Origin of the sequence: Wocania arenilitoris (assembly GCF_021728535.1) — a bacterium.
Classification (GTDB): Bacteria; Bacteroidota; Bacteroidia; order Flavobacteriales; family Flavobacteriaceae; genus Wocania_A; species Wocania_A arenilitoris.
The window spans coordinates 195,685-219,212 of record NZ_JAKKDU010000005.1; the positions used below are offsets into that span (position 1 = coordinate 195,685).

At 31.3% G+C, this 23,528-nt stretch carries 18 protein-coding genes and 1 pseudogene; 9 read left to right on the forward strand and 10 right to left on the reverse strand.

Features of this window, described 5'->3' with window-relative positions; all coding sequences use genetic code 11:
• The first annotated feature begins 53 nt into the window (after positions 1-53).
• From L3X37_RS05825 to L3X37_RS05840, 4 genes are read left to right on the forward strand one after another with little or no spacing between them, the layout of a single operon-like run.
• Positions 54-1,691 carry a beta-N-acetylhexosaminidase gene (locus L3X37_RS05825; RefSeq protein WP_237239232.1) on the forward strand — a complete coding sequence of 546 codons (1,638 nt, stop codon included), beginning with the start codon at positions 54-56 and terminating at the stop codon, positions 1,689-1,691.
• An 18-nt stretch (positions 1,692-1,709) separates the two neighbouring features.
• The gene (locus L3X37_RS05830; protein WP_237239233.1) at positions 1,710-3,272 is read left to right on the forward strand and encodes a sulfatase; all 1,563 of its coding nucleotides are present in this window, start codon (positions 1,710-1,712) and stop codon (positions 3,270-3,272) included.
• Between the two features lie 33 nt (positions 3,273-3,305).
• Positions 3,306-5,081: a DUF4091 domain-containing protein gene (locus tag L3X37_RS05835; RefSeq protein ID WP_237239234.1), complete on the forward strand. Its 1,776-nt coding sequence runs from the start codon at positions 3,306-3,308 to the stop codon at positions 5,079-5,081.
• A gap of 14 nt (positions 5,082-5,095) precedes the next feature.
• Entirely contained in the window at positions 5,096-5,923 is an 828-nt protein-coding gene (locus L3X37_RS05840; protein ID WP_237239235.1) for an endonuclease/exonuclease/phosphatase family protein, read from the forward strand.
• Positions 5,924-5,973: 50 nt separating this feature from the next.
• Here L3X37_RS05840 and L3X37_RS05845 read toward each other — a convergent pair.
• A pseudogene (locus L3X37_RS05845) lies at positions 5,974-7,088 on the reverse strand (ISAs1 family transposase).
• A gap of 617 nt (positions 7,089-7,705) precedes the next feature.
• Between L3X37_RS05845 and mdh the strand changes: the two are divergent.
• The 3 genes from mdh (at position 7,706) to secDF (ending at position 12,668) form a co-directional block, all read left to right on the forward strand.
• Positions 7,706-8,632 (forward strand): malate dehydrogenase, encoded by a 927-nt coding sequence (gene mdh / locus L3X37_RS05850; RefSeq protein ID WP_237239236.1) that lies wholly within the window; start codon positions 7,706-7,708, stop codon positions 8,630-8,632.
• 183 nt (positions 8,633-8,815) lie between these two features.
• Positions 8,816-9,478, forward strand: coding sequence for a hypothetical protein (locus tag L3X37_RS05855; RefSeq protein WP_237239237.1), 663 nt, complete (start codon positions 8,816-8,818; stop codon positions 9,476-9,478).
• A gap of 202 nt (positions 9,479-9,680) precedes the next feature.
• Positions 9,681-12,668, forward strand: a complete 2,988-nt coding sequence (gene secDF, locus L3X37_RS05860) for a protein translocase subunit SecDF (RefSeq protein WP_237239238.1) — start codon at positions 9,681-9,683, stop codon at positions 12,666-12,668.
• A gap of 65 nt (positions 12,669-12,733) precedes the next feature.
• Here the strand turns inward: secDF and L3X37_RS05865 are convergent, their stop codons facing one another.
• Complete coding sequence (locus tag L3X37_RS05865) at positions 12,734-13,906, reverse strand: LETM1-related biofilm-associated protein (protein WP_237239239.1); 1,173 nt, start codon at positions 13,904-13,906, stop codon at positions 12,734-12,736.
• A 74-nt stretch (positions 13,907-13,980) separates the two neighbouring features.
• Positions 13,981-14,556 (reverse strand): superoxide dismutase family protein, encoded by a 576-nt coding sequence (locus L3X37_RS05870; RefSeq protein ID WP_237239240.1) that lies wholly within the window; start codon positions 14,554-14,556, stop codon positions 13,981-13,983.
• A 125-nt stretch (positions 14,557-14,681) separates the two neighbouring features.
• On the opposite strand from L3X37_RS05870, the gene hemN reads away from it, so the two are divergent.
• Both hemN and L3X37_RS05880 read left to right on the forward strand, forming a co-directional pair.
• Complete coding sequence (gene hemN / locus L3X37_RS05875) at positions 14,682-16,046, forward strand: oxygen-independent coproporphyrinogen III oxidase (RefSeq protein ID WP_237239241.1); 1,365 nt, start codon at positions 14,682-14,684, stop codon at positions 16,044-16,046.
• Between the two features lie 17 nt (positions 16,047-16,063).
• Complete coding sequence (locus L3X37_RS05880; RefSeq protein ID WP_237239242.1) at positions 16,064-16,897, forward strand: universal stress protein; 834 nt, start codon at positions 16,064-16,066, stop codon at positions 16,895-16,897.
• A gap of 70 nt (positions 16,898-16,967) precedes the next feature.
• On the opposite strand, the gene L3X37_RS05885 is transcribed toward L3X37_RS05880, so the two are convergent.
• From L3X37_RS05885 to L3X37_RS05915, 7 genes are all read right to left on the reverse strand, one after another.
• Positions 16,968-19,070 carry a TonB-dependent receptor gene (locus L3X37_RS05885; protein WP_237239243.1) on the reverse strand — a complete coding sequence of 701 codons (2,103 nt, stop codon included), beginning with the start codon at positions 19,068-19,070 and terminating at the stop codon, positions 16,968-16,970.
• Positions 19,071-19,291: 221 nt separating this feature from the next.
• Positions 19,292-19,687: a hypothetical protein gene (locus tag L3X37_RS05890; RefSeq protein ID WP_237239244.1), complete on the reverse strand. Its 396-nt coding sequence runs from the start codon at positions 19,685-19,687 to the stop codon at positions 19,292-19,294.
• A 61-nt stretch (positions 19,688-19,748) separates the two neighbouring features.
• Entirely contained in the window at positions 19,749-20,450 is a 702-nt protein-coding gene (locus L3X37_RS05895) for a sulfite exporter TauE/SafE family protein (RefSeq protein ID WP_237239245.1), read from the reverse strand.
• Positions 20,451-20,462: 12 nt separating this feature from the next.
• Complete coding sequence (locus tag L3X37_RS05900; RefSeq protein ID WP_237239246.1) at positions 20,463-20,909, reverse strand: FixH family protein; 447 nt, start codon at positions 20,907-20,909, stop codon at positions 20,463-20,465.
• Between the two features lie 26 nt (positions 20,910-20,935).
• Entirely contained in the window at positions 20,936-22,360 is a 1,425-nt protein-coding gene (gene ccoG, locus L3X37_RS05905) for a cytochrome c oxidase accessory protein CcoG (protein WP_237239247.1), read from the reverse strand.
• Positions 22,361-22,407: 47 nt separating this feature from the next.
• Positions 22,408-23,343 carry a cbb3-type cytochrome c oxidase N-terminal domain-containing protein gene (locus tag L3X37_RS05910; protein ID WP_237239248.1) on the reverse strand — a complete coding sequence of 312 codons (936 nt, stop codon included), beginning with the start codon at positions 23,341-23,343 and terminating at the stop codon, positions 22,408-22,410.
• Positions 23,340-23,525, reverse strand: coding sequence for a CcoQ/FixQ family Cbb3-type cytochrome c oxidase assembly chaperone (locus tag L3X37_RS05915; protein ID WP_237239249.1), 186 nt, complete (start codon positions 23,523-23,525; stop codon positions 23,340-23,342). Before L3X37_RS05915 ends, L3X37_RS05910 begins: the two co-directional genes overlap by 4 nt.
• Positions 23,526-23,528: the final 3 nt, after the last annotated feature.

A 23,528-nucleotide genomic window follows, 5' to 3' on the forward strand; every position in this document is an offset into this window, starting at 1 on the left:
AAAAAGGCTTTTAAGTTTATACAATATATTATTTTTTACTTTAATCTTAAATTATGCAATCAATTTATCGCTTAATTCTGGCAGTTATTTTACTAAGTAGTTGTAATGAAAAAAATAAAACTTTTTCAGATTCTGAAATAGCAATACTTCCACAACCATCATCTTTAGTCATAGGAGAGTCTTCATTCGCTTTAAAAGATGAGATGACTGTTTTTAGTGAAACTAATGAAGCTAAAAAAGCAAGTGATTATTTTATCGAATCTATTAAAGATTCTTTAAGCATTAATCTTCAGAAAACGGATAATAAAAATGCTAACATCGTATTTAAATTAGATAATTCTCTAACTAACGACGCATATCATTTAAGCATTATTCCAAATCAAGTAATAATTACTGCCAATGGTTACGGTGGGTTTTTCTATGGTGTACAAAGCATAAATCAACTGCTTTCAAAAGAATTTTTAGAGGGTAAAGACAAGTTTAAATATTTACTACCAGCGGTTACTATAAAAGATAACCCACGTTTTAAATGGCGTGCTTACATGTTGGATGAGTCTAGATATTTTCATGGCGAAAAGTTTGTAAAACAAATGTTAGACCAAATGGCATTGTTAAAAATGAATATTTTTCATTGGCATTTAGTAGATGATGCTGGTTGGCGTATAGAAATAAAAAAATACCCAAAATTAACCGAGATTGGATCAAAACGAGATAGTACGCAAATAAACCATGAAGGTAAGCGTTGGGAAAGTAATATTTTTGATGGAAAACCTCATAGTGGGTTTTATACTCAAGAGCAAATTAAAAATATTGTTGCCTATGCTACAGAAAGAAATATAACTATAGTACCCGAGTTTGAAATGCCTGGGCATTCTAGTGCTGCAATAGCTACATATACTTGGTTAGGTACTGCTGGAAAAGACATAGATGTACCTGTTAAGTTTGGACGTTTATATGATAATTACGATGTTACAAAACCAGAAGTTATTCAGTTTATAAAAGATGTACTAACAGAAATGTTTGAGTTATTTCCATCAAAAGTTATCCATATTGGTGGCGATGAGGTTGGATATAAAGTTTGGGAAGAAACAAAGCATGTACAAGACTACATGAAAAAAAATAACATAAAAACTCCTGCTGATTTGCAAATTCAGTTTACAAATAACATTTCAAATTTTATTGAATCTAATGGAAAGAGAATGATGGGTTGGAATGAAATTTTAGGTAAAAATATTCACCAAGGCTTTGAAGAAAAAAAGCATGATAAAGAAGCCGAAACAGAATTGGCTAAAAACGTTGTGGTACACTTCTGGAAAGGCGATTTAGATTTGGTAACAGATGCGGCAAAAAAAGGCTACGATATTGTAAACTCGTTGCATAGTAGTACGTATTTAGATTATGATTATAAGTCTATTAGTTTAGAAAAAGCTTATAGTTTTAATCCAATTCCTGAAGGTTTAGAAGAACAATATCATAAAAATATATTAGGACTGGGTTGCCAAATGTGGAGTGAATGGACACCAACAAATACTGATATTGAATACCAAACTTTCCCAAGAATAGCAGCTTATGCAGAAGTAGGATGGACTCAATTAGAAAATAAGGATTATTCAAACTTTAAAAAAGCTCTTAAAAACGTACAAAAGCACTGGGACAATTTAGGAATCAATTATCACAAAGATATAGAATAATATAGAACACAAAATATCATGATTAAACTATCAAAAAAAAATATATTATCTCTTTTCTTTTTAATTGTTTTTATTTCTTGTAAAACAGATAAGAAAGAAGAAAAAACACCTACTACTAAACCGAATATTATTTTGTTTATGGTTGATGATATGGGGTGGCAAGATACATCTGTACCCTTTTGGAAAGAAAAGACGCCATTAAATAATATTTACCATACCCCAAATATGGAACGTCTTGCTAAACAAGGTATGAAATTCACACAAGCTTACTCAACTTCTGTGTGTTCTCCTACTCGCGTAAGTTTAATGTCTGGAATGAATGCTGCTAGACATCGCGTAACAAATTGGACCTTAAGAAGAGGTGTATCAGAAGTAAAACCACCCAAAGGTTTAACAATGCCAGAATGGAATTTAAATGGAATCCAACCAACAGATAGCATAGAACGCTCAACACATGTTACTACCTTACCTAAAATACTTAAAGATAATGGTTATACAACTATTCATGCTGGAAAAGCACATTTTGGAGCTATTGGTACTCCTGGGGAAAACCCTTTAAATTTAGGGTTTGATATTAATATTGCAGGGCATGCTGCTGGAGCACCAGCTAGTTATTATGGCACTAAAAATTTTAAAAAGGATATTGATAAACATAGTATTTGGGATGTTCCTAATTTAGAAAAGTATTACCAAAAAGATATTTTCTTAACCGAAGCTTTAACGCAGGAATCAATTTTAGCTCTAGATAATGCTATTAAGGGTGATAAGCCATTTTATTTATATATGGCACATTATGCTGTACATACTCCAATTCAAGGCGATCCAAGATTTGAAAAAAAGTATATAGATAAAGGATTAAATCCAATTGAAGCTAAATATGCCTCAATGGTTGAAGGCATGGATAAAAGTTTAGGTGATTTAATGGATTATCTTGATGATAAAGGAATTGCAGATAACACTATTATTTTGTTTATGTCCGATAATGGAGGTTTAAGTGCTGTTGCTCGTGGTGGTGAAAAACACACACATAACAAGCCTTTATCAAGTGGAAAAGGATCAGCACACGAAGGAGGTATTAGAGAACCAATGCTTGTTAAGTGGCCAGGAGTTACTAAAGAAAGCTCATCAACTGATGATTTTGTCATTATTGAAGATTTTTTTCCAACTATTATTCAACTAGCTAGAATCGAAAATTATAAAACGGTTCAACCGATAGATGGAAAAAGTTTTACTTCAATTTTAAGAGGTGAAAAGCAAAATAATAATAACAGAGCTTTATTTTGGCATTACCCAAATAATTGGGGGCCAACAGGACCAGGTATTGGTGCTTCAAGTACCATTAGAAAAGGTGATTGGAAGCTTATTTATTATCATATAGATAGTAGTTTTGAACTATTTAATATAACTAATGATATTGGAGAAACAACAAATTTGGCTTTTAAAGAAAAAGCAAAACTTAAGGCGTTATCAAAAGAATTAGGAAGCTATTTAAGAAGCGTAAATGCACAAATGCCAATACAAACTAATACCAATAACCAAGTACCTTGGCCAGATAATCAAGAGGTTTTGAACAGTTTGTAAGAAGAAAATTTGTAAGAAGAAAATATAAAAGTCATGTTTAAAAATATAATAAGCTTGCTATTATGCCTTGTGTTAGCGGTTAGTTGTCAGCAAAAAAAACAAATTTTAGTTGCTCAAACTTATGAAGAACCTAAAGACCCATCACCTAATTTAGCAGAAAACTGGCAAGCTGTTCCAAGTGGCTTACAGGCCTCAGTAGCATCAACAGATATTCGTTTTGTAAAAAGTGTCATTCCAAAAATTAAAATAAAAAACTCGTGGTCTGGTACTGCATGGAAAAATGAACGTATTTCAACACAATTGGTGCTTTGGAGTAATGATTCTATTAATGAGGTTGAAGTAGAAATTTCTGATTTTATTGATGAAAACGGTAGTAAAATATCAAAAGAAAATACACAAATCAGCTTTGTTAAATATGTGATTACCGATGAGTTCGCTGGAGGTTGTGGTTATAGAAAACCTGAAGATTTTGCATCGTCTTTAGTAGCCGATGCTTTTGAAAATGTAAATTCTTATGTTGTAAAGGCACAATCAACCAGACCTATTTGGGTAACCATTAACGTACCTGAAGATGCTGAAGCAGGCACTTATAAAAGTGCAGTGACTCTAAACATAAAAGGTCAAGAATCAAAGGAATTTGATTTTTCTTTAAATGTCATCGATAAAGTGTTACCACCAGCTACAGATTGGAAGTTTCATCTTGATTTATGGCAAAATCCATATGCAGTTTCTCGTTTTCATAATGTAGAGCCTTGGTCTCAAGAACATTGGAATTTATTAAAACCTTTAATGAAAAGTTTAGCAGATGCTGGTCAAAAAGTAATCACTGTATCATTAAATAAAAGACCATGGGGCGGGCAAACCTTTGATCAGTTTGAAGCAATGGCTAATTGGAAAAAGAAAACTGATGGTACTTGGGTCTATGATTTTACCATTTTTGATAACTGGGTACAGTTTATGATGAATTTAGGCATTAAAAAACAAATTAGCTGTTATTCAATGGTACCATGGGGCAATGAGTTTTATTATTTTGATGAAGCCGAAAACAAAGAAATTAAAATTAAAGCACCACCAGGAACCAAAGCGTATGAAGATTTGTGGATTCCATTTTTAAAAGCATTTAAAAAACATCTAGTTGATAAGGGTTGGAATGGAATCACTAGAATAGCTATGGACGAACGTGGTCCAGAAGAAATGAAAGCTATGTTAAAGCTTTTAAATGAGTATGCTCCAGAGTTTGGTGTGTCATTTGCTGATAATCATAAGAGTTATAAGTTGTATCCAAATGAGTTAAAAGATATGTCGGTTGCTTTTGGTCACCCTGTTGATGAAGAAGATTTAGAGCAGCGAAGAGAAAATGGTTATATAAGTACACATTATGTTTGCTGTTCAGATGCATTTCCAAACACATTTACTTTTTCACCTCCTGCAGAAGGTGTATTTATAGGTTGGTACACTATGGCAGCAGATTTTGATGGTTTTTTGCGTTGGGCATATAATAGTTGGGTTGAAAACCCATTACAAGATTCTCGTTTTAGAACATGGCCAGCGGGAGATACTTATCAAGTGTATCCAGGAAACCGCAGTTCTATTCGTTTTGAAACTTTGCGTGATGGTATAGAAGATGCTGAAAAAATTAGAATACTTCGGGAAGAATTACTAACAAAAAAAATGCTTGATGAACTAGATTATTTAAATCAAATAGTAGCAAAATTTAACATTATAACAAAACCAGATAATTTGGAAGAGATGATAGCAGATGGAAAAAACACATTAAATATTTTAGCAAGCAAGTTGATTAATAAGTAAAACGATATTATAAAATGAATTTTGTAAAAACAAATGCCTATTTCTTTTTATTAATTGTTAGTATGCTTTTGTTTTTTAGTAAAATAATTACTGCTCAAACTCCAATTGATTCTTCGCGAGTGGTTCGTGTTTTAACATACAATATTTATCATGGAGAAACTGTCTTAGCAGAAAAACAATTTGATTTAGATTTATTGGCTAAAATTATTAGTAATTCAAAACCAGATTTAGTAGCATTACAAGAGGTTGATTTTAAAACTAACAGGGTTTTAAAAATGGATTTAGTAACCGAATTAGGGTTACGTACAAAAATGCAAGCTATTTTTGGTAAGGCTATGTCTTATAATGAGGGTGAATATGGAGAAGGAATATTATCAAAGTATTCTTTTTTAAACACTAAAAAGCATGCTTTAGTAGCCGGAAAAGATAAAGAGCCTCGTGCAGCGTTAGAGGTAAATGTACAAATTAAAAGTGGAGATACGATTAGGTTTATAGGTACTCATCTCGATCATACAACAGATGAAACAGATAGAATAAATCAAGCAAATCAATTAAATAGTATTTTTGCACAAACAAATCTACCAACTATTCTTGCAGGTGATTTAAATGCTACACCAGAAAGTAAAACTATGAAAATTTTGTTTAAAGAATGGCATCCATCTTTTACAGAAAACATTCCAACAGCCCCTGCACAAGATGCAAAAGATAAAATTGATTATGTCCTTTTTAGACCAGCTAATAGGTGGCGAGTGATTGAAAAAAAAGTGATTGATGAAAAAACAGCATCAGATCATAAGCCCGTTTTAAGTGTGCTAGAACTTATAAAAAAAGAGGCTGTCTGAAAAGGAGTCTTTTTTTTTGCAAATTTTCTAGTAAATTCTTCAGGGCAAACTCACACTTTAATTCCAAGTATATCTAATAAATAGTTGTTGTCGTAGGCAGTTTTAAGTCTTTTTCCTTTAATACCTTGTTTAGTTATGGTGTTTTTTTTGAGTAGGTTTAAAGCCATTTTTCCAAGTATAGAGAAGTTTTGCGCAGCATTTCCTGTTCTTTTTCTAGAGGCATCTTCACCAAAAGCAAGATCTAGCACCCAATGCAATTTATTTTCAATTCCCCAATGTAGTCTTATTGCTTTTTGAAATGATTTAGCATCGGTTTTTAGACTTGAGATGTAATATCGTGTAGCTGTTTCTGTTGGTTTATCAGAGTTTTTAACTCTATTTTAATAATGCTTTGTAAAGCATCCCATTTAGTATCTTGTTGAATGAACTTAAAATCTGTAATAACACTACAGGTTCGTGTTTCTATTCTACCATGACCTAAATCTTGATGTGTGTACTTTTCTATGTTCTTACCAAATCCAAATTCGTCTTGGACATCTTGATGTAATTGCTTTTGATTGTCTTTTACAGCCAAGATATAGTCTGCCTCTTGTTTTATGATAGCCCGTGCAATATTTTCTTGGCAACCCATAGCGTCAATGGTTATAAGTTCTAACAGTTTTGGAATGGCAGTAATTTCATTAGATTTTTCATTAACCTTTACTTGTCCTAAAACCATATTGTTTTTACTTGCCCAAGCGCTCACCATATGAAACGGTGATTTTTTACCGTTAGACTTAGCACCTCGTAAGGTTTTACCATCTATTGGAATAATTTCACCGCCAGTTAAATCTATCAAATCAGAAACCCAATCTATAAAGCAAGCTTCAAATTGTTCTGAATCAATCGATGAAAAGACACGGTTAAAAGTATCGTCAGAAGGGATACCATTAGGCAAATCTAGGAACGAACGTAAAAAATCTTCTTTTGCCTTGGCGTATGTCTCCATATCTTTCCAAGTATCTGCTGCACAGATTACCGAAATTATGCCAATAAGAAGGATATCATCTAATTGATGAAGTTTGTTTATATCGCTTCTTGGGTCGTCTATTTTGCCGAAAATAGACTTAAACTTATTTGTTGTTTTCAAAACATATAAAATATTGATTATCAATATGATATACAATATTTTGATATAAAAAATAACAATTAAATCATTGATTTTTAGATAAATAGTAAGCCACTATACTCAATTAAATTCTAAACAAAAAGTATGAGTTTACCCTGTTGCCCTGTAAGAGGTATTGATAAAGTAAATGTAGAAATAGGGCTAGTTACCATGGCACATAACCTTAAAAAGTATAGTTTAGCGCTATAAAATTGCTTTTGCTTTTTTTAATCAAGCTTTTTGAACCCTAATATTGAAAACTAAAACAATAAGCTAAAAATAATCAAAAAAAAATCGCCTAAAAATTACTTTTTAGACGACTTCTTTTTTTATTTACACTATTTTAATTCATATTTTTGTATTCCAAAATTTATTAACAATTCATCTTGACTTTTTGTTTTTAACCGAAAATGAGTTGAAATTTGACCAGATGAGGCACTTTTTGAAATCCATAGCAGTGCTACGGGTAAGAAAAGTAACAAAATATGGGTGAATTTCAGCCATTTTTTTAGGAAATAGAAAAAGTCAAGATGAGTTCAACTCTAAAACAAACAAATGTCATGTTTTGAGTAAATAAAAATCATGAATTTTGGCTAGAAATTTTAACATAAAACAAATCATTAAAAAATAAACTTATGAAAGTTACAGTAGTTGGAGCAGGTGCAGTAGGCGCTAGTTGTGCAGAGTATATTGCCATTAAAGATTTTGCCTCAGAGGTTGTATTGTTAGACATTAAGGAAGGCTATGCCGAAGGTAAAGCCATGGATTTAATGCAATGCGCATCTTTAAACGGATTTGATACTAAAATTACAGGTATCACAAATGATTATAGTAAAACAGCAAATAGCGATATTTGTGTTATTACTTCTGGTATTCCGCGTAAACCAGGAATGACTCGTGAGGAGTTAATTGGTATTAATGCTGGTATTGTAAAATCGGTTTCATCAAGTTTAATCAAACATTCTCCAAATACTATTATGATTGTAGTTAGTAATCCTATGGATACTATGACTTATTTAGTTCATAAAACAACTGATTTACCTAAAAATAGAATTATAGGAATGGGTGGTGCTTTAGATTCTGCGCGTTTTAAATACAGATTAGCTGAAGCTTTAGGAGCTCCAATTAGTGATGTTGATGGAATGGTAATTGGTGGGCATAGCGATACAGGTATGGTGCCTTTAACATCGCATGCTACAAGAAATAGTGTAAAAGTTTCAGAATTTTTAGCAGAAGATAGACTAAATCAAGTAAAAGAAGATACCAAAGTAGGAGGCGCTACACTAACTAAATTATTAGGAACTTCTGCTTGGTATGCACCAGGTGCAGCAGTTTCTGGATTAGTACAAGCTATTGCTTGCGACCAAAAGAAAATGTTTCCATGTTCAACCTTATTAGAAGGTGAGTATGGTTTAAGTGATTTATGTATTGGTGTTCCTGTAATATTAGGGAGAAACGGAATTGAAAAAGTTGTTGATGTTCCTTTAAGTGATGCAGAAAAAAAGCATATGCAAGAAAGTGCAGAAGGTGTTAAAAAAACAAATGCTTTACTTGAGTTGTAAACTTTAATATTACAAATTAGATTTTATGATAAAGGCTGTAGAAATACAGTCTTTATTTTTTATACTCAAAGCTAATAGAATTTTGGAGAGTTTAGGGCTGATGTTTTTTCTTTTATCGAAGCAAAATTTTGAAGCATAGCAATAGTTAAGGTGATAAATTTTAATAAAGAGAAAAGGAAAAAGATGGGTGTAAAAATTCGGAATCCTATTAGTTTTGAGTATATTTGGCGCATGAAGTCAAAATGGTACATTAGTGCTTTAATAATTATACTTACCCTATTTGGTGCTGTTACTCAGCAGCAAGTTAATGTACCAAATCAAGAAATTGTATTACAATTTTCTAACGCTTCAATTACACCTCAAGATACTCAAAACACTATTGCTACTGTAAAAAAGCATTTGCAGAATATTGGTGTTAGTAATATTCAAGTAAAAAAAGCGGAAAACGGAGAACTAATTATTACTTATTATAGTGATACTGATGTTGCTAGTATAAAAGAAACGTTCTCAAAAGAAAAAAGTCTAACACTAGATTATACGCTCAATAAACAACATAAAGACGATTCAAATCAGCCTTTAGGAGAAAATGCTGTTGGTTATAATCTTGATATTTATGAAATTCAAAATGGTAATGATGCAGAATGGGATTTCAATGGAATTTCTGTTGTCGAGTTAAAGTATGAGAGTAACAGGTTTTCAAATCCAAATATATACGCTTTTGTTAATGCTACTGAATTAACTGAAAGCATTAAAAAAGTTGCCTATAAAACACATTATAATATTGCCATAGCAATAGATAATACTTCACACAAAACACCTGAAGTTAGAGCAGGGCCTTTAGCTTAAAAAACTTCGAAAAAATAGCTTTAATAAATAACCCAAAAGCTGTCAAAATTATAAAAACATAAAAATTGTCAAAACCTACGAGAAAATTTTATATTTGCTCGTTTTAAAATTGAAACAATTTTTGAACAAGGTGAAACCTTGTGAATCATTAAACTTGTCATTCCCACAAAAGAGGGAAACTAAGACACAAAAAAAATACAAAATGCAAAATAAAGGATTAGTAAAATTATTTGCGCTGTTATTTGGTTTGGTAAGTATTTATCAATTATCATTCACATTTAAAGCCAATCAAATTGAGAGTCAAGCTGAAGAAGTTGCAATTAGTAAAATTGCAGATACAGAAGAAGGATACAGAGCTTTAAGAAGTGCTGAAGAAGCAAAATACCTAGAGTCTGTAGCTACCGATACGGTTTTTAATATAGGTATCGCAAAATTCACTTACAATGAAGTGAAGCAAAAAGCCATGAATCTTGGTTTAGATTTAAAAGGTGGTATTAACGTTATTTTACAAGTATCGGTTAAAGACATATTAAAAGGATTAGCCAATAACACAAAAGACCCAGTTTTTAATCAAGCACTAGATAATGCTTCAGAGCTTCAAAAAGATAGTCAAAATACCTATTTAGAAGATTTTTTCGTAGCATTTAACGAAATTAAAGGCGATACCAAATTAGCCTCACCAGATATATTTTATACCAAAGCACTAGATGGTGAGATTGATGGAAGCATGACAGACGATGAGGTTAAAGGTATTATTGAAACCAAGATTGACGAATCTATTGTATCGGCTTTCGAGGTATTACGTAAACGTATTGATGAATTTGGTGTAACACAACCAAACATTCAACGTTTAGGAAACTCTGGTCGTATATTAGTAGAATTACCTGGAGTTAAAGATATTGAACGTGCTACAGGGTTATTACAGAGTACAGCTCAATTAGAGTTTTGGGATGTAGATAGAAGTCAGGAAATTGGTGTCTTTTTAGGACAAGCTAATGAGGTTTTAAAAGACATTGTAAAAGTTGAGGAAGCCACTGATGAGGTGGAATCTCAAGATGAAGAAAATGCTGAAGACTCACAAATTGATGAGCTTTTAGGAGAAGCTACAACAGATTCTACTAATGTAGCAACAACAAATCCTTTATTAGAGTTATTAGCTCAACCCCTTGATCCAGCTTCAATAGCTTCATTAAATATAAAAGATAAACAAAAAGTTAGCGAGTATTTAAGCTTGCCACAAGTAAGAGCTGCATTACCAGCAAGTAAACGATATACTAAGTTTGTTTTTGGAAAAGCAGAAAAAGACAGTGAATTAGTAGGCTTGTATGCTTTAGTTGGGAATAGAGAAAATGTACCACCACTAAGTGGTGCTGTAGTAACTGATGCAAGTAACGAATTTGGACCAACAGGAAAATCTGAAGTAGGCATGCAAATGAATGCAAAAGGAGCTAAGATATGGGAAGAAATGACTGGTAGAGCCTTTAATCAAGGTACTCAAATTGCTATTGTTTTAGATGATATAGTATATTCTGCACCAGGTGTAACAACAGGACCAATTGCTGGAGGGCGTTCTTCAATCTCTGGAAATTTTACATTAAATGAGGCGATAGATTTAGCCAATGTATTACGTGCTGGTAAATTACCTGCATCGGCAGATATCATTTCAAGTGAAGTTGTTGGGCCATCATTAGGTCAAGAAGCTATTGATAGCGGTACCAAATCGTTCATGATCGCATTGGCGTTAGTATTACTTTGGATGATTTTCTATTACGGAAAAGCTGGTGGATTTGCAGATATTGCCATGTTATTAAATATCTTATTAATCTTTGGTATTTTATCAGGCTTAGGAGCAGTATTAACATTACCTGGTATTGCTGGTATTGTATTAACTATTGGTATGTCGGTTGATGCCAACGTACTTATTTTTGAGCGTATACGAGAAGAAATAGTAAAAGGTAAAGGACAAAAAGAAGCTATTAAAGACGGATTTAGTAATGCGTTATCATCTATTTTAGATGCCAATATTACAACTGGTTTAACAGCATTAATATTATTTATTTTTGGTACAGGACCAATTAAAGGTTTTGCAACTACTTTATTAATAGGTATTGGTACATCGTTATTTACAGCCATATTTATTACAAGATTATTAGTAGATTGGTATATAAATAAAGGCGGTAAATTAGATTTCTCTACAGCCTTAACTAAAAACTTATTTAGAAATATTAGTATAGAATTTTTAAAGAAACGTAAGGTTGCTTATATTATTTCAGCGGTATTTATAATTATAAGTTTAGGTTCTTTATTTACAAATGGTTTAGACCAAGGTGTCGATTTTGTTGGTGGTAGAACTTATCAAGTGCGTTTTGCGCAAGATGTTAATGCTACCGAAATCACAGATGTATTATCTAAACCAGAAGTTTTTGGTAGTGCAGATGCTAAAACTTTTGGTAGTGCTAATCAATTAAAAATTACTACAAAATACAAAGTAAACGAAACAGGTGCTGAAGTTGATGAGGAAATAAGACGCGCATTATACGATGGGCTTGTGCCTTACTTAGAAGGTGTATCTTACGAGAAGTTTCTAGATTTAAACGATGTAAACAAACAAGTTGGTTTGCTTGAATCTTATAAAGTTTCTCCAACAATTGCCGATGATATTAAACAAGCATCAGTTTGGGCAGTATTGGGGTCGTTAATAGTAGTATTTCTTTACATCTTATTGCGTTTTAAAAGATGGCAATACTCACTAGGTGCGGTAGCTGCAGTTTTCCATGATGTATTAATAGTACTAGGTGTATTCTCATTAACCTATAGGTTTATGCCATTTAGTATGGAAATAGACCAAGCATTTATTGCAGCCATACTAACCGTTATTGGTTATTCATTAAACGATACGGTGGTTGTATTCGATAGAATTCGTGAGTTCTTTAACGAGCACACCTCTTGGGAGTTTGATAGAGTAGTAAACGTATCATTAAGCAGTACATTAAGCCGAACATTAAATACATCATTAACAACGTTAGTGGTATTATTAGCTATCTTTATTTTTGGTGGCGATTCTATTAGAGGCTTTATGTTTGCCTTAATAGTTGGTGTAATAGTTGGTACATATTCATCGTTATTTATTGCTACGCCAATAATGTACGATTCGGTAAATAAATTAGAAGGAAAAAAGAAGAAAGACTAACTCAATTTTTTTTCTTTATAAGAGAATAGGCTGTCTGAAAAGTCAAGACAGCCTCTTTTTATAAGTTATTCTTCAATTCTATTATCATCAAAAGCCGATGGTAGTAATTTAGGAATAAACTTAACTACCAAAGGCAATAATAGGGCACCTCCTGGAAGTAAAAATATAGCAAGACTTGGTATAGATTTAAAAATATCTAACAACTGTTCTTGTACTTTTTTTTGTTCATCTTTATTCAAATCTCTAATGGTAGATTGAGAAATAAGTACCATAAGTTCTTTACTGTCCTTTAACTCTTGATATAAGCGTTTACTATTTCTAGATATTAGTTTAGTTACCATTTTACTAGAATTGTCGTAAAAACTTTTTACAATATTTTTAGAGCTTAATAGTGCAATATTATCTTTATGAATGGTATAAAATTGATTAACTGATTTAATAGATTGATTAACTCTTGTTGGGCTTATATGTAAATCTTTACCCAATTTAATAAGAAACTGTTGTTCATTTTTATCAATAATCTGGTCACTCCAAGTTGCCATACAAGCCAAATCTAAAATATACTGTTTCTCTTGTGGCGTTTTTAAAATTTTAATGGCATCCTTATAGGTAATATGTGTATTGTTTTGATACCTTAATGAAGACTCGAAAAGTTTAATTAAGCTCTCATCATATTGATTTATTGTAGTTTTAGATTTTAAAACATCTAAAGAAATAGATTCAATAGCGGCTTCTAAGCTTTTTATATAATCGTTAGAAATAGATTCATTTTTTAAAAATTCTTGATACGCTAATACATCAACAAATAATAAAGCATTTATAATAAAATAGTTAAAATTTTTAGTAAGAATATTGTCATCTATTTGGATGCGTTTATGGAAGATTTTTTCTAGTTGCTCGCTAGATTTTTTACCACCTAAAAGCTCCTGAAAAAAAGAGGTTTTAAGCTCATTAATGCTGGTGTAAAAACCTATTACACTATCAATAAATGGAAGCTTGGAGTTAAAGGTTTTATGAGCATATAAAAAGGTTAAACATAAATTGGCTTTACACAATTCTTCTTCTGTAAAATCATTGCTTTTTAGAGCTTGAGAAACAATACTTAAATTACTACCATAAATAAAACCACTATCTCTTAAGTCGCTATAAAACGTTTCCTCTTTCTTTTTTAAAAAAGAACGGTTTTGAGCAATTTCTTGCAATAATTTTTTTATCCAACCTGAAGCTGACGGATTCATTAATTTCTGATTAAACTTTTTGTAAAAATAAAAAGCTGCTCGTTAAAGCAGCTTATAAATTTTACTAATTATAATTATTCAATAATACCAGCACAACTAACTCTAGCACCGGCAGCACCTGATGGTTGAGATGTAAAATCGTCTGCTCCAGCATGTACAATAACAGCTTTACCTAGAATATTTTTATTCTCATCATCACAACCAATACACCATTCGTTTGTAGAATGAGTAATTGTGCCATTGCCATTTTCATCAGCAATAAAATTACCTATATCGCCTTTATGGTAACCTGTTTCTGCTCCCCATTTTCCATGCGGTTTTGCAGTAGGATTCCAGTGGCCACCTGCAGATTTACCATCATTGGAAGAACAATCAGCCGTTTGATGAATATGTATGGCGTGACTTCCAGGTTCTAAGCCATCAATAATAGCAGTCATGGTTACTATACCATTTTCTTCTTTAAACACAGCATTACCAGAAACATTGCTATTACTTTTAGCATTTAAAGCTATTTTAAGTTTTTTTGATGTTTCAACCTTTTTTTCTACAACTTCAATTACCTCTTCTTTTGTCTCAGTCTTTTTTTTGTCATTTTTACAAGCTAACAGGCTAAGTCCCAGTGTAATTAATAAATAACTTATTTTTTTCATTTTAACAGGTGTTTTATTCATCCGAAAGTTAAGTTAATAATTAACTAATTGCAAATATTCTACATGACATATGTCATATTTTATACTTAATCAAAATTGTACTTTCGTTATATTAAAAGTTAGGTATGTTAAGCAAATTAGTCAAAAAATATAATATTGCTGGTCCGCGTTATACAAGTTATCCAACGGTGCCTTATTGGAACAGTGAAACATTTTCATTAGAAAAATGGAAAACGTCTTTAATTTCTTCATTTAAAGAAAGTAACTCAAAAGAAGGTATTAGTCTTTATATTCATTTGCCTTTTTGCGAAAGTTTATGCACGTTTTGTGGTTGTAATAAGCGTATTACAAGGCAGCACAGTGTAGAACCTCGTTATATAACTGCAGTTTTAAAAGAGTGGTATTTGTATTTAGAATTGTTTGACAAAAAACCAATTATTAAAGAAATGCATCTTGGTGGTGGCACACCAACTTTTTTTAGTCCCAATAATTTAAAACATTTAATTAATGGCATTTTAAAAGACGCTGAATTAGCAGAAGACTATGAGTTTAGTTTTGAAGGGCATCCTAATAATACAACAAAAGAGCATTTGCAAGCGTTATACGATGTTGGTTTTAGGCGAGTAAGTTACGGGGTACAAGATTATAACAAAACCGTTCAAAAAGCGATTCATAGAATTCAACCTTTTGAAAATGTAAAACGAGCTACTGATTTAGCCAGAGAAATTGGATACACATCGGTAGGGCACGATATAATTTTTGGATTACCTTTTCAAACCATAAAGCACGTTAAAGAAACTATACTAAAAACAAAAGCATTGCAACCAGATAGATTAGCGTTTTATAGTTATGCACATGTACCTTGGATAAAAGGAAATGGGCAGCGTGGATTTAACGATGCAGATTTGCCATCGGCAGAATTAAAACGCTCACAATATGAGTTAGGGAAAGAGTTACTTGCAGAAGTTGGATACCAAGAAATAGGAATGGATCATTTTGCTCTTACATCAGATAGTCTTTATCAATCTATGAAAAAAGGTAGCTTACATAGAAATTTTATGGGGTATACAGCCTCAAAAACGCAAGCTATGGTTGGTTTAGGAGTATCTTCTATTAGTGATAGTTGGTATGGATTTGCACAAAATGTAAAGCGTATTGAAGATTATTATAAATTATTAGAAGAAAACAAAATACCCGTTTATAGAGGACATATATTAAATGAAGAAGATTTAATTATAAGAAAACATATTCTAAATTTAATGTGTCAATTTAGAACCGAATGGACTAAAAAACATCTATATTTCAAAGAAATACCAGAAATGCTTATCCAATTAAAAGAAATGGAACAAGATGGACTACTAAGTATAGGCTCTAATAGCATTGAGGTAACAAAAACTGGACAGCCATTTATTAGAAATGTTTGTATGGCTTTTGATGTATTATTGCAAAGAGAACAACCCAATGTACAGTTGTTTTCTATGACTGTTTAACACTAAAACAATAAACCATGAAAAAAATTATTGTACCTATAGATTTTTCTGAACATTCAGAGTTTGCTTTAAAAACAGCGATTAAACTAGCTAAAAAAAATAATGCAGAAGTTTATGCATTGCATATGTTAGAACTATCAGACACTATACTTACTAGTTCTTCTGATTCTCAAAGACCTGAAGCTTTGTTTTTTTTAAAGCTAGCAGAAAAAAAAATCACAGAATTTTTAGACAAAGACTATTTAAAAGGTGTAAAAGTAACACCTATAGTTAAGCACTTTAAGGTTTTTAGCGAAGTAAACGATGTTGCTCAAAAACATGAAGCAGATCTTATTATTATGGGGTCGCATGGTGCTAGTGGTGTAAAAGAGTTATTAATTGGTTCTAATACAGAGCGAGTAGTTCGTAATGCAAATATTCCTGTGTTGGTTGTAAAAAATGATTTAAATGAAGTAAATTTTGAAGTAGTGGCTTTTGCCTGCGATTTCTCGGAAGATTCTATTAAAGCCTATTTAAAAGCTTGTAAATTGTTTGATGCAATGGGCTCTAAAATACACTTAATTTATGTTAATTTACCTAATGATAGATTTAAGAGTTCAATAGAAATAGAACGTCTTATGGTTAACTTTTTTACTAAAGCAGATAGAAATTTAGATCGTATGAAAGATGTTCATTTTGTGTCTGATTACACAGTTGAAGAAGGGATTTTAAACTTTTCAATTAAAATGGGAGCAGATTTAATAGCTGTGCCAACACACGGAAGAAAAGGTTTGTCTCATTTCTTTCAAGGTAGTGTAGGAGAAGATGTGGCAAATCATTCAACTTTACCTGTTATTACCTTTAAAATTTGATAGGTTAATTACCGTTTTATTAATGGTTTTAAAACCTCGACTTTTTTAATAAATCGAGGCTTTTAGTTACTTAAAATTTTTTTTGAAAAAAAGCAGAAAGGGTTCTCCCAGGTTCTGTAATTGGTATTCTTGAAAATTCTGATTGATTTGTAAAAGAGAAGTTCAAATGATTGTTATACGCTTCGTTAAAAACATTTAAGGCAGCTATACCAAGTGTTATGTTTTTAAAAGGTTTAATACCTAAACGTAAATCTAAAGTGCTGTAGCCTTTAGTACTTGTTTCTCCAAAACTTTTTGCAATATTACCTTGTTTGCTTGTTAAATTATATTGTATGTTAGCCCAATGTTTTTCTTTATCTATTCCAAGAAAAAATTTTGTGATTAGAGGGGGAGTTAATGGTAAAGATTCTTTTAAATCTTTGTTTTTAGCATAAACATAAGCTATTTCGGTTTTAAAATAATAGTTGTTTAAAAATTCTATTTTTGTCATAGCTTCTAATCCTGTTTTATAGGCTTCGTCTAAATTTGTAAACACTTTAGGGTGTTTAGGTTGAGCCATTGGCATATACTTTCTATTTAAGCTATTATTTACAACAGCTACGATATAGTTTTCGAAAAATGAATAATAGAAAGAAGCAGAATAGCTGAATTTATTTAAACCGTTGGTGAGTTTTTCAAATCCATTAAAACCTATTTCAAACTGATTGTTAACTTCTGCATTTAAATTAGGATTACCAATGTATTCGTATGGGTCTTGTCCAATTGTAAAATGATTTATATAGCGTTCAGCCATTGATGCCGTACGTATACCTCGACCATAAGCAGCTTCTAGTGTAAATTTATCTGCAACTAATTTTTTAACCGAAATGGTTCCGCTTAAAATATTTTCGCTACGGTTTTTTAAGTTATACATTGAAGCAAAGTCCTCATCTGCGTCTTTTATGTTAGAATTTACAATATCGTAGCGTAAACCTACAGTTACTAATAAAGAGTTGTTTATAGACCATTTTCCTTCTGTAAAAATACCTAAATCGTCTATTGAAGAATCTTGCCAAACCTTGTCATTAAAAGTCATTGGAATAGTAAGCGAGTTGTTATTCATAATTTTCACCAATCGCATTCTTCCTCCATCTCTATCAATATGAGTAATATCAAAACCGCTATGCATATTTAATTTCTTTGAAGGTATCCAATTTAGTTCTAATTTACCACCAATGGTTGTAGCATTAACTTTAGATAATGCTTCCATCATGTTAAACGAAGGTCTATTTCTGTTATGCATTAAATGATCAACATGACTATAATAGGCCTTGGCTGTAAGTGATTTTGTAATTTTACCAATATGGTCTAATTTATAATCTATAGATATAATGCTACTATTATCATAATCACTATCCATTGGTAAAGCAGCATGTAATATGTCTCTACCAAAGGATTGACGCCAATGAGCTTGTAAATGTTGGTTCTTGGTAAAATTATAACCCATTTTTATACCATAGTCTGTACTTTTAAAAGAAGAAGGAATTTTAATAGCATTACCATCTTTGTAATTACTAAAATTTCTATAGCCTACATTACCTACAATATTGTATTTGTCTTGTATGTATTGCAGTTGAATCATGTTTACTAAAGAATTTCCATTGCTTTGGTAGCCAATAGAAGCTTTTCCGCGAATTCCTTTGTCTAAATAATCTGGTTTTTGTGTTACCATATTTATAATACCACCAAAAGTAGCACCATAGCGTACCGTATAAGGACCTTTAATGATTTCAATTTTTGAAACTTCTTCTGGAATAATATGCGTAGTAATGGGGTCCATTCTGTTTGGACATGCATGCATGGCTTTAGTACCACCATCATATTGAATATTTAATTGTTCGTATTGTGATGCTCTAAAAGAAGGGTCGATAGCATAGTTACCTCGTTTTATAACAGAAAAACCATTGATGTCGTTAAATAAGTCGGCAACATTTTTAGGCTGCATAATGTTTTTTACATGTTTATTTGAAACCGAAGTTAAAATGGGGTCTGTTCTAATATTACCTGTTACAATAATTTCGTCTAATTGTACATTTTTTTGTTTTAAAGTATCTTGCTTTATTTTGTTTTTTTCTTGAGAAAAAGATATAGTAGATATTAGCGCGCTAATTAGCACACAATAAAATATTTTCATTTTGTATTGTATTTAAATAGTGTAAATAAATTATTTTAGTTGAAAAGAATCAACCTAATTAAAGTGAGTTTAATATAACTTTTTATGTCATTTTATATTGATTTAGCTATGTAAACTAACAGTTTTTAGAGCGCAGTCAAGCGGCTTAAAACATGATGTAATTTTGGAAACTATCCTATACTATTAGCAAATAGAAAGAATGTTTTTATGTCAAACTCAAATTAATTATTAAAAATTAATTGCACTTTTGGTGGGCGATAGTGAGATTTAAAACCTAAAAAAGCGTATAGGTTTTTGTATGCTACAGAAACTTTATTAGAACATTTTATTGAATGTAAATTATAAGCATTAGGTTCTTGTGTAAAGAATAAAATTTCTTTAAAATCTAATATTTGTGTAGGGTGGTTGTTATCATTATTAGTATTTGATTCAGTAACTTTTTTTAAATGGCAGTTGCCGTTACATTGTAGTTCTGGTTTGTCTTTGTTTATACATAGTTTTTCAATAAATCCAATAGGGTCTAGCTCGTAATATGCATAGGTAATAGATATTCTTAAACTATTAAACATAATAAGAATACTTAAGGTAAAAGATACTAATAATGAGGCAGTCTTCATTAGTTAGTGCATAGTATTATTATTGGTTGAAAATGTATTGTAAATCATGTTTAAAAGTCTTTTAATGACATTCTATAGAGCTAGAAGCTGTTTCTGTAATTGGAGCAGGAGATAGGTACGGAATACCCAAGCCTAAACCTCTTATAATAAATAATAAACCAATTAAGATGACAAAAATAGGTATAGTTTTTAATATGCGTTGCTTAATTTTTGCATTTAAAAAATGGCCTAAATAAATAGCGGAAGTCATAAGTGGAATAGTACCTAAACCAAACACGATCATGTATAAACTACTTTTTAAAGTTACACCTGTTGTTATAGATGCAAAGACAGCCATATAAACTAACCCGCAAGGTAAAAAACCATTTAAAAAACCTATGGTTAAAAAGGTGTCTGCAGTTTTCTTTTTTAAGGTTTTGCCTAAAACAGATTTTACTTTAGATATTATTTTATATATAGGTTTGGAAAAGTTATGCTTATTAATGGTTTGAGCAGGAATTAACACAACTACAATCATAATAATACCAATAAGAATTGATAGTTGTTGTTGCAAACCAAAGATATAGAGACTTTTTCCAACTAAACCAAAAATTAATCCAATTAAGCTGTACGCCAATAGTCTACCAAAATGATAGGTAGAAATTTGTATTATTTTTTTTGTAGAATTACTTCGGTCTACGGGTAGCATAAACGCAATAGGACCACACATGCCAACGCAATGGAAGCTTCCTAAAAGACCCAATATAAATGCAGACCAAAGCATAGATTTTAAAATTTAATATACAATCTCTTTTTTGTAGAGATATGATTTTCCGCTATATTGCCAATCTATTATAATGTTCCAACGACCATCTAACAAACGTTTGTCAGGTATGAGCAAATTATGGTTTGACAGTGAAATAGTAGCATCAAAGTCAAATTGTTTATTAGATGGTCTGTATAGGAACACTTTTCCTGTTATATTTTCAGCTTTTAATGTTTTTGGAAATGTTAAAACAATACCTTCACTAGTTTTTTTCCAATCAATATTAGTTGTTAATGCTTTCGAATTTTTTTGTTTTTCAATATCATTTTGAAATTCTAATTCTTGCTTGTAGTAATCTTCAGTAACTAAATCGTGGTCGTATTGATCATTAGTATGCATAGTAATAATAAAGTACATGATAAAGCTAATAAAGCCTATAAAAGCTAATACAATTCCTGTTCCCCAATTAAATTTCATAATTCTTTATTTTAAAAAATAATCAATTAGTTATAACTTCGTGGTGCTAAAAAGCTAACTGTAGTTGTTTCTATTAGTATATCTCCGCTGTAAATATCAATTGTTAACTTGTTTTTGTCGCCTTTTAAGTCGTTTTTATCAACCTCAATAAACAGTGTACCTTCTGCTAAGCCTTCTTTAGGTACCATAATATTGTTATCTGCCGATACTAATTTAATTTCACCTTTATACTTTCTAAGTTTAAAGTTTATATTATCAATTGTTTTAGATGTTTTATTTACTAGTTTATAAGTAAAAACATTACTAATAATAGTGCCTTCTTTATGTTCGTATAATTGCCCTGGTAAACGTAATATTCTAGCTTCAACATCGTTTCGTAGCATAAGCATACCTATTAAAAGACCTGTTAAAATAGTTAGTACAGCTATATAGCCTTTCATTCTAGCGGTAAGCTTGAATTTTTCTTTTTTCTCTATTTCGTTTTCACTGGCATATCTAATTAAACCTTTTGGCAGATTTATGCTTTCCATAATATGGTCGCACTCGTCAATACAAGCTGTACAGTTTACACATTCTAACTGCGTACCATTTCTAATATCTATATTTGTTGGACAAACATGTACACATTGTAAACAATCTATGCAATCTCCATGACCAAGAGTTTTTCGGTCTTCATTTTTTCTAAACTTTTTTCTACCGTTTTTGCCTTCACCACGTTTATGGTCGTAGGCTACAACTATTGATTTGTTATCAAGTAAAACGCCTTGTAATCTCCCATAGGGGCAAGCAATAATACACACTTGCTCTCTAAACCAAGCAAATACAAAATAGAAAACAGCTGTAAAAATAATAAGAGGAAACAGTGTTCCTAAATGCTCGAAAGGACCATCGGTAATATATTTTAAAAGTTTATCGCTTCCTATTAAGTAGGCCAAAAATATATTAGCAATTAAAAACGAAATGACTAAAAATATAAACCATTTTAAAACCCGTTTTCTTATTTTTTCGGCATTCCATTTTTGTCTGTCTAGTTTTCGTTGTTTGTTACGGTCTCCATCAATCCAATATTCAATACGTCTGAAAACCATTTCCATAAAAATGGTTTGCGGACAAATCCAACCACAAAAAATACGACCAAATCCTACTGTAAAAAGGGCAATAAAAACAACACCAATAAGCATTGAAATAACAAATAAATGGAAGTCTTGTGGCCAAAACGGAAAACCAAAAATATTATAGCGACGCTCTAAAACATTGAACATTAAGAACTGGTTGCTATTAATTTTTATAAAAGGAGCTGCAAATAAAAAAGCCAATAAAAAATAGCTAACTATTTTTCGCTTTTGGTAAAATTTACCACTTGGTTTTTTTGGATAAACCCAAGCACGTTTGCCTTCCTCATTAATGGTGCCAATAGAGTCTCTAAATGATTCATTTTTTGGAGCTTCCAAATGATGTTTATTTTTTTATTTAAAAAACCAATCGAACTAACAATAGTTTATTCTACTTGTGTTGAATCTATTACTATTTCTTCTATTTCAGAGGTAGTTGCTTCAGTATTTGGATCTACCCAAATTTCACCTTCTGCTGCCTTAGGTTCTGCTGGTGTTGTGCCTTGAAACTGTAAAACATAACTAGAAACTTGAGCAATTTCTAATGGTTTTAAACTTTGTTTCCAAGCTATCATACCTTTACCATCTCTACCACCTTCAGATACCGTTTTAAATACGTTTTTAATACCTCCGCCTAATATCCAATATTCATCCGCTAGGTTAGGACCAATACCACCGCCACCATCAGATTTATGACAAGCAACACAGTTAGTTTCAAAAATTTTCTGCCCAGCTTTTAAATCGGATGCATCAGTTAACAACTCAACGGTATTAATATCTACCAAGTTTTTGGCGGTTTTTTTATAGGCTTCAATATCTAATTTGGCTTGCGCTATTTTAGCTTCTAGTTCTTGATATTGATTTTCACCATTAAATACGTGGAACCTCAATAAATAAACAGCAGCAAAAATAATAGTTGCATAAAAACCCCAAAGCCACCACGGTGGAAGGTTGTTGTCTAATTCTTTTATACCATCGTAATTGTGGTCTAAAATAATTTCGTGTTCTTCTTGAATTGGTTTTTGCCCAAGTAATTTTTTATAAGTGTTTTTTAGCCACTTAAATTCTGGTGCTTTGCTGCGTTGTGCATCATATCTTGCTTTACCTTCTTCATCTAAACTTTGGTACAAAATATTATCAACAGAAGCCACAATAGCTTCAATAGCTATTAAAATTATTAGTACTAATAATAAAAATAGTAATACTATAGGTTGTTCTATAAACGCTGGCTTTTCACCAGAATCTATAAAGTATTCTACTATTGCGAATATGATAAAGAATACAACCGGTACTCTTACCCAAGATGGAATTAAATGTCTCATAGTTCTGTTTGATTTTGGTTGTCTAATGGTAAGTTGCTTACCCTATTTATATAGTCTTTTTTAGCAGTGAAAACCCACCAAAATAAAACTACAAAAAAGATGAAAAATATAAGTAAGGAAATAATAGGGTATATCTCAATACCGGTAATGCTTTCCATATGGTTTTTTACAAATTTTAGCATAGT